The organism is Acidiplasma cupricumulans (genome assembly GCF_001402935.1).
GTDB classification, from domain to species: domain Archaea; phylum Thermoplasmatota; class Thermoplasmata; order Thermoplasmatales; family Thermoplasmataceae; genus Acidiplasma; species Acidiplasma aeolicum.
This window is the reverse complement of sequence record NZ_LKBH01000078.1, coordinates 1-5,175: the sequence shown is the minus strand read 5'-3', so window position 1 is coordinate 5,175 and position 5,175 is coordinate 1. Positions and strand designations below refer to the sequence as shown.

Below are 5,175 nucleotides of genomic sequence, written 5' to 3'. Positions count from 1 at the left end.
TAATATTATAATAGATACGGATACAGCAGGCGATGACGTAACATCAATTATGCTTGCAGCACTCTCCCCAATAAATTTAATATCCATAAGCATAGCTGCAGGAAACGTGCCTGTAGAATTGGGCGCAAAAAATGCATTGCTAACGCTTGAAAAGGTCAATAAAAAGAATGTCCCGGTTTTTATTGGATCAAGAAAGCCAATGTTAAGGGATCTGGTTACTGCCCAGTATGTCCATGGCAATGACGGCATGGGCAATTCTAATTTTCCTGACCCGCAGAAACAGCCTGAGAACGGAAATGCCTCAGCTGAACTGGTTAATTATGCAGAAATGTATAAAAAAAATCTTATAATATGCGCACAGGCTCCATTAACAAATATTGCACTTGCAACATTAATGGATAATAATTTTCCAAAGAATGTAAAACATTTATATATAATGGGAGGAACATACAGGCATGCAGGAAATATAACTCCTGCTGCAGAATACAATTTTTTCGTTGACCCTGAGGCTGCATATATTGTACTTAAATCTGGTTTCAATGCTACAATACTGCCGTGGGATCTTTGCGCTGAACATGGAACGATAACCATTGATGAAATAATGCATAATTATGAAAAAAATAAAACAGACCTTTTTAAATTTTATTTGGATGTAAACCGATCTGCAATAGAATATAATAAATCTGGAAAATCTGGTATAAATATTAACGGCCTCACACATTCTGATTCATTGTTAATGTCCTGCATTTTAAATAATGATATAATAATGGAGACAAAAAATGTTAGGGTAGATATATCAATTGAAGATGAAATAACAAGAGGCTTTTCATCAATGATTCCTGATGATAACAGTAAAATAAAGGTAATTACCAGGATTAATGAGGATAAATTTAAAAAATTCCTTTTTGGTTCCCTTCAAAATGGTATAAAAGATTAATAAGACATTATAAAAATTTAAGTATAAAATGCAATTAATACAATTATGCCAGAAATTTTATGGGAACCGAACAGGGATGATGTTGATAATTCAAACATGGTTAAATTTATTGATTTTATAAATAAAAACCATAATTTAAATATTAATGAATATAATGATCTTTTCAATTATTCCATAAAAAACATTGAGGTATTCTGGAAGGATATTATGGAATATTTTAGCATAAAATCGCATGGAAATTATGAATACATACTTTCAAAATACCCAATGCCAGGAAATAAATGGTTTGGAGGGCTGAAATTAAATTATGCAGAAAATGTTTTTAAAAATAGCACTGGCACTGCATTAATTTATAAAAACGAAATGAATGAAACAAAAACAATGTCATATGAAGAATTGAAAATGAAAACAGGTGCACTTTACAACTTTTTAAGGGTAAATGGCATAAAATCCGGGGATGTGATAGCAACATATCTATCAAATACAACAGAAAATATTATATCATTTCTTGCATCTGCATCTCTCGGATGCATATTTTCATCAATTTCCATAGATTTTGGCTCCAGAGGTGCAATGGAGAGGTTAATGCAGCTGTCACCGAAGGTACTTATTGTTACCGAGAAATATTATTATGGTGGCCGTGAATATGAAAAAACTAGAGATATTAATGAAATTTTAAAAAATATTCAAACAATAAAACTGGTAATTACTGTAAACAGCATTAATAAAAAAATACACATGGATAATGATAATGTATGGGATATTAACGATATATTTAAGGATTATATGGGAAAATTAAAATTTAGGGAAATGGAATTTAATGATCCTTTATGGGTGCTCTTTTCATCAGGCACAACAGGAAAGCCAAAGGGTATAGTTCACAGCCATGGTGGAATTTTGCTTGAGCACCTAAAATCATTATCACTGCATTTGGATCTAAAAAGGTCTGATAGGTTGTTCTGGTACACTGGTACAGGATGGATGATGTGGAATTTTATGATAAGTTCATTACTGCTTGGATCAACTGTGGTTCTTTATGATGGCAGCCCATTTTATCCCGATTTAAATGTGCTGTGGGATTATTTAAATATTAACAATGTAAAATATTTCGGAACAAGTGCTGCATATATAAATTATCTGAAAAAATCTGGTTTTAAAACAGGAAATGCAGAAAATATTCATGCAATTTTCTACACCGGAAGCCCGCTGAGTGCAGATGGATATAGGTATATATATTCAATAAAAAGGAACGTCTGGTTTACAGGCATAAGCGGTGGTACAGATATTTGTTCAGCATTCTTTGAGCCAAACATAATGCTTAGGGTTTATGCTGGGGAGATGCAATCAATATCACTTGGTGATAGCGTCAAGGTTTATGATGATTCCGGAAATCCTGTTGTCAATAAGATAGGGGAATTAATTATAGATAAACCAATGCCATCAATGCCTGTTTATCTCTGGAATGATATTGATTATAAAATATATAATGAATCCTACTTCAATTATTATAAAAATGTCTGGAGGCATGGTGATTTCGCAGAGATAACTGACAGAAATACCGCCATTATTTATGGAAGGTCAGATTCAACATTAAATAAAAATGGCATAAGGATGGGCACCTCGGAGATATACAATATTGTGGATAATATATCTGGTGTTAGGGATTCATTAATCATAGGAATGGACATCAAGGATGGTTATTACATGCCGCTCTTTATTTCATTAAATGATAAAAATGTGAATATAGAAAAAATAAAATCTGAAATAATTAATTCAATAAAAGAGTATTTACCACGATATATTCCTGATGAAATCTTAATTGTTGATGATATACCTAAAACAATTAATGGGAAGAAGGTTGAGGTTCCAATTAAAAAGATTTTACTCGGATATAATGTAACTGACGCTGTTAACCCAGGTTCCCTCATGAATCCGGAATCACTGGATTACTTTATTAAACTATCAAAGAGGTTAAAAAACAAATTAAATTCTTGATTCTTTTTTGAAATCCCCTGATTTTAGCGCCTGGCCACCGTCTATTTTTATGACCTCACCTGTCATTGTGTCTATTTTAATCTCCGCAATGACTGCCTCTGCTATTTCATCCGGTTCTGTTGCCTTCTTTGTAAGTGTGTATTTATTTATCCACGTATCCCAGCTTATGCCCATGACATTAAGTAGGCTTCCACCAAGATTTGTATTTACAAGGCCCGGGGCGATTGCATTCACCCTTATACTGGGTGCAAGTTCCAGTGCCATGGATTTTGTCAGGTTTATAACAGCGCTTTTGAGGCTCCCATATACTGATAATCCATAATAGGGAATGATTCCGGTAATTGATGCTATGTTTATTATCACACCACGTTCCATTGCCCTGGAGGCATAAAGGGAACAGTAGAGCACTGATTTAAAATCTGTTCCAAGTGTTTTTTCTATTAATTTATCATTTATATCCTTAAATGGGGAATAAAATCCGGTTCCGGCATTATTTACGAGTATGTCCAGTTTTCCAAATGTATCCATGGTGGTATCTATTAATAACCTGCAATCCTCCTCCATGGATAGATCGGCCTTGACTGCGATGGCCTCATACCCAAGAGATTTCAGTTCCCTTAATGCATTGTTCGCCTCATCATCACGCTTTCGGTAATTTAATACCAGTAAGGCGCCCTCATAGCCAAGTTTTCTGGCAATGCTTTTTCCTATACCCCTTGTTGACCCGGTTACAATTGCAACCTTATTTTTAATGTCATACATAAAAATCAGTCTCCAGGCATCAGGATTTTTCTGATCATGTCCCTGGCCTCATTAACATTATATCCCCTTAAAAGCCCTATTTTGCTTGCCTCAACTGAACCCTCAGCATGTGCCATCAGTGTTAGCATGTAGCCTGCTAAATTGCTTCCAGCAAGTTCCTTTGCAAGCCTTAAAAGATTAAAACGGTATTCACCCGGTGCCATGGATGCAAGATATTTATATATATACCTTTGATTCTGCCTATTTTCAAGATCCTCAACAGATGGCATTGTAACAATAATGCCTCCTGAAATTTCTATAAGCCCATTAATAAGCCTGTAGAAGTTTTCATTTGAATATAATTTACCTATGTTTGTGTATACCGGATTTGGAACAGCTATACCGGAATCAATTTCGCAGAACATTGCAGCTGTATAGCTGCTCATGGTCATAATTTCCTTATACTGGATCATATCAAGCATCTTATTTTTTACATGCCCGGCATTTTCTATGCCATTGGCCTCTGCCATCATGCTTGCAATGCCAATATATAAATTTGCTGTTGCGGCCCTGTATGAAACCGCTGTAAACCTGTGAAATGTTGCAAATAGGTTGGCAAGCTCTCCAGCAAATTCCCCCTCACCGGCCATGTATACATGGTCCCATGGAATGAAAACATTATCAAATATTGTTGTTGTTTCCACCTCAAAGTCCATTTTGCTTAGAATTGATGAGGAGTTTCCCTCAAGCTCATCTATTGGCCTCACAATAAACCTTAAACCAGGCGTGTTTGTGCTTACAGAAAATGCAACGGCATAATCACAATCCTTTTTTGTCATGTTTCTGTATGGAATTACTATAAGCTCATCGGCATATATTGACTGGGTTGTGTGCACCTTTGCTCCTGTAACATAGATGCCTTCTTTATCCTTTTTTGTTATATGCAAATATGAATCAATGTCGTCCTGTTCCTCAGGCCTTTTTGACCTGTCACCCTTTGTATCTGTCTGTGCCACCGCCAGTGTTAAATCGTTTTTTATGCATCTTTCATAGAGAGATTCAACATTTTTATAATAATGCGTATTATATTTTTTGTCTATTTTTTGTGATACTATTTTCATTGCAAATATGGCATCTGATCCAATGGCCTGGGAAATATTAAAAATTCCATTGCAATAATTTGTGGTATTGTATATTAATTCCCTGCGGCTTATTAAATCCTCTGTGTTTTCAGGAACCTTAAAATATTTGCTGATTTTCTCGCCGGAATTACCTGTAAATACCATATCTGGATAATCAAAAAGTTTGGCAGCATGTTTTGCACCAATGCCGAGTACATGATGGGAAACAACATTGTCTATCTTTTTACCCCTGTAATAAACATTTCCTGGATGGAGGGATTTAAGAAATTCTGATGATGTTCTTACCATAAATAAATATAAATATTAACTCTATATATTTATTGTGATTGTATAATAAATGGGCACGGAATTTTTGTCTGT

Annotated in this window: 4 protein-coding genes; 2 read left to right on the top strand and 2 right to left on the bottom strand. The window is 34.8% G+C overall.

What is annotated here, in order from left to right; genetic code table 11:
- A partial coding sequence (locus AOG55_RS02540) for a nucleoside hydrolase (protein WP_055040846.1) occupies window positions 1–937 on the top strand: 937 nt, incomplete at its 5' end.
- Window positions 938–982: 45 nt separating this feature from the next.
- Entirely contained in the window at window positions 983–2,932 is a 1,950-nt protein-coding gene (locus AOG55_RS02535) for an acetoacetate--CoA ligase (protein ID WP_048102404.1), read from the top strand.
- Here AOG55_RS02535 and AOG55_RS02530 read toward each other — a convergent pair.
- Both AOG55_RS02530 and AOG55_RS02525 read right to left on the bottom strand, forming a co-directional pair.
- Window positions 2,921–3,694, bottom strand: a complete 774-nt coding sequence (locus AOG55_RS02530; protein ID WP_055040845.1) for an SDR family NAD(P)-dependent oxidoreductase — start codon at window positions 3,692–3,694, stop codon at window positions 2,921–2,923. The two genes, AOG55_RS02535 and AOG55_RS02530, sit on opposite strands and share 12 nt — an antisense overlap.
- Before the next feature lie 5 nt (window positions 3,695–3,699).
- Window positions 3,700–5,103 carry a 4-hydroxyphenylacetate 3-hydroxylase N-terminal domain-containing protein gene (locus AOG55_RS02525; protein ID WP_055040844.1) on the bottom strand — a complete coding sequence of 468 codons (1,404 nt, stop codon included), beginning with the start codon at window positions 5,101–5,103 and terminating at the stop codon, window positions 3,700–3,702.
- Window positions 5,104–5,175 lie beyond the last annotated feature (72 nt).

What these genes read in the sequence shown, in the direction of transcription:
- AOG55_RS02535 (WP_048102404.1), top strand. Translation starts at nt 983, where the DNA reads ATGCCAGAAATTTTATGGGAACCGAACAGGGATGATGTTGATAATTCA.
- AOG55_RS02530 (WP_055040845.1), bottom strand. Translation starts at nt 3,694, where the DNA reads ATGTATGACATTAAAAATAAGGTTGCAATTGTAACCGGGTCAACAAGG.
- AOG55_RS02525 (WP_055040844.1), bottom strand. Translation starts at nt 5,103, where the DNA reads ATGGTAAGAACATCATCAGAATTTCTTAAATCCCTCCATCCAGGAAAT.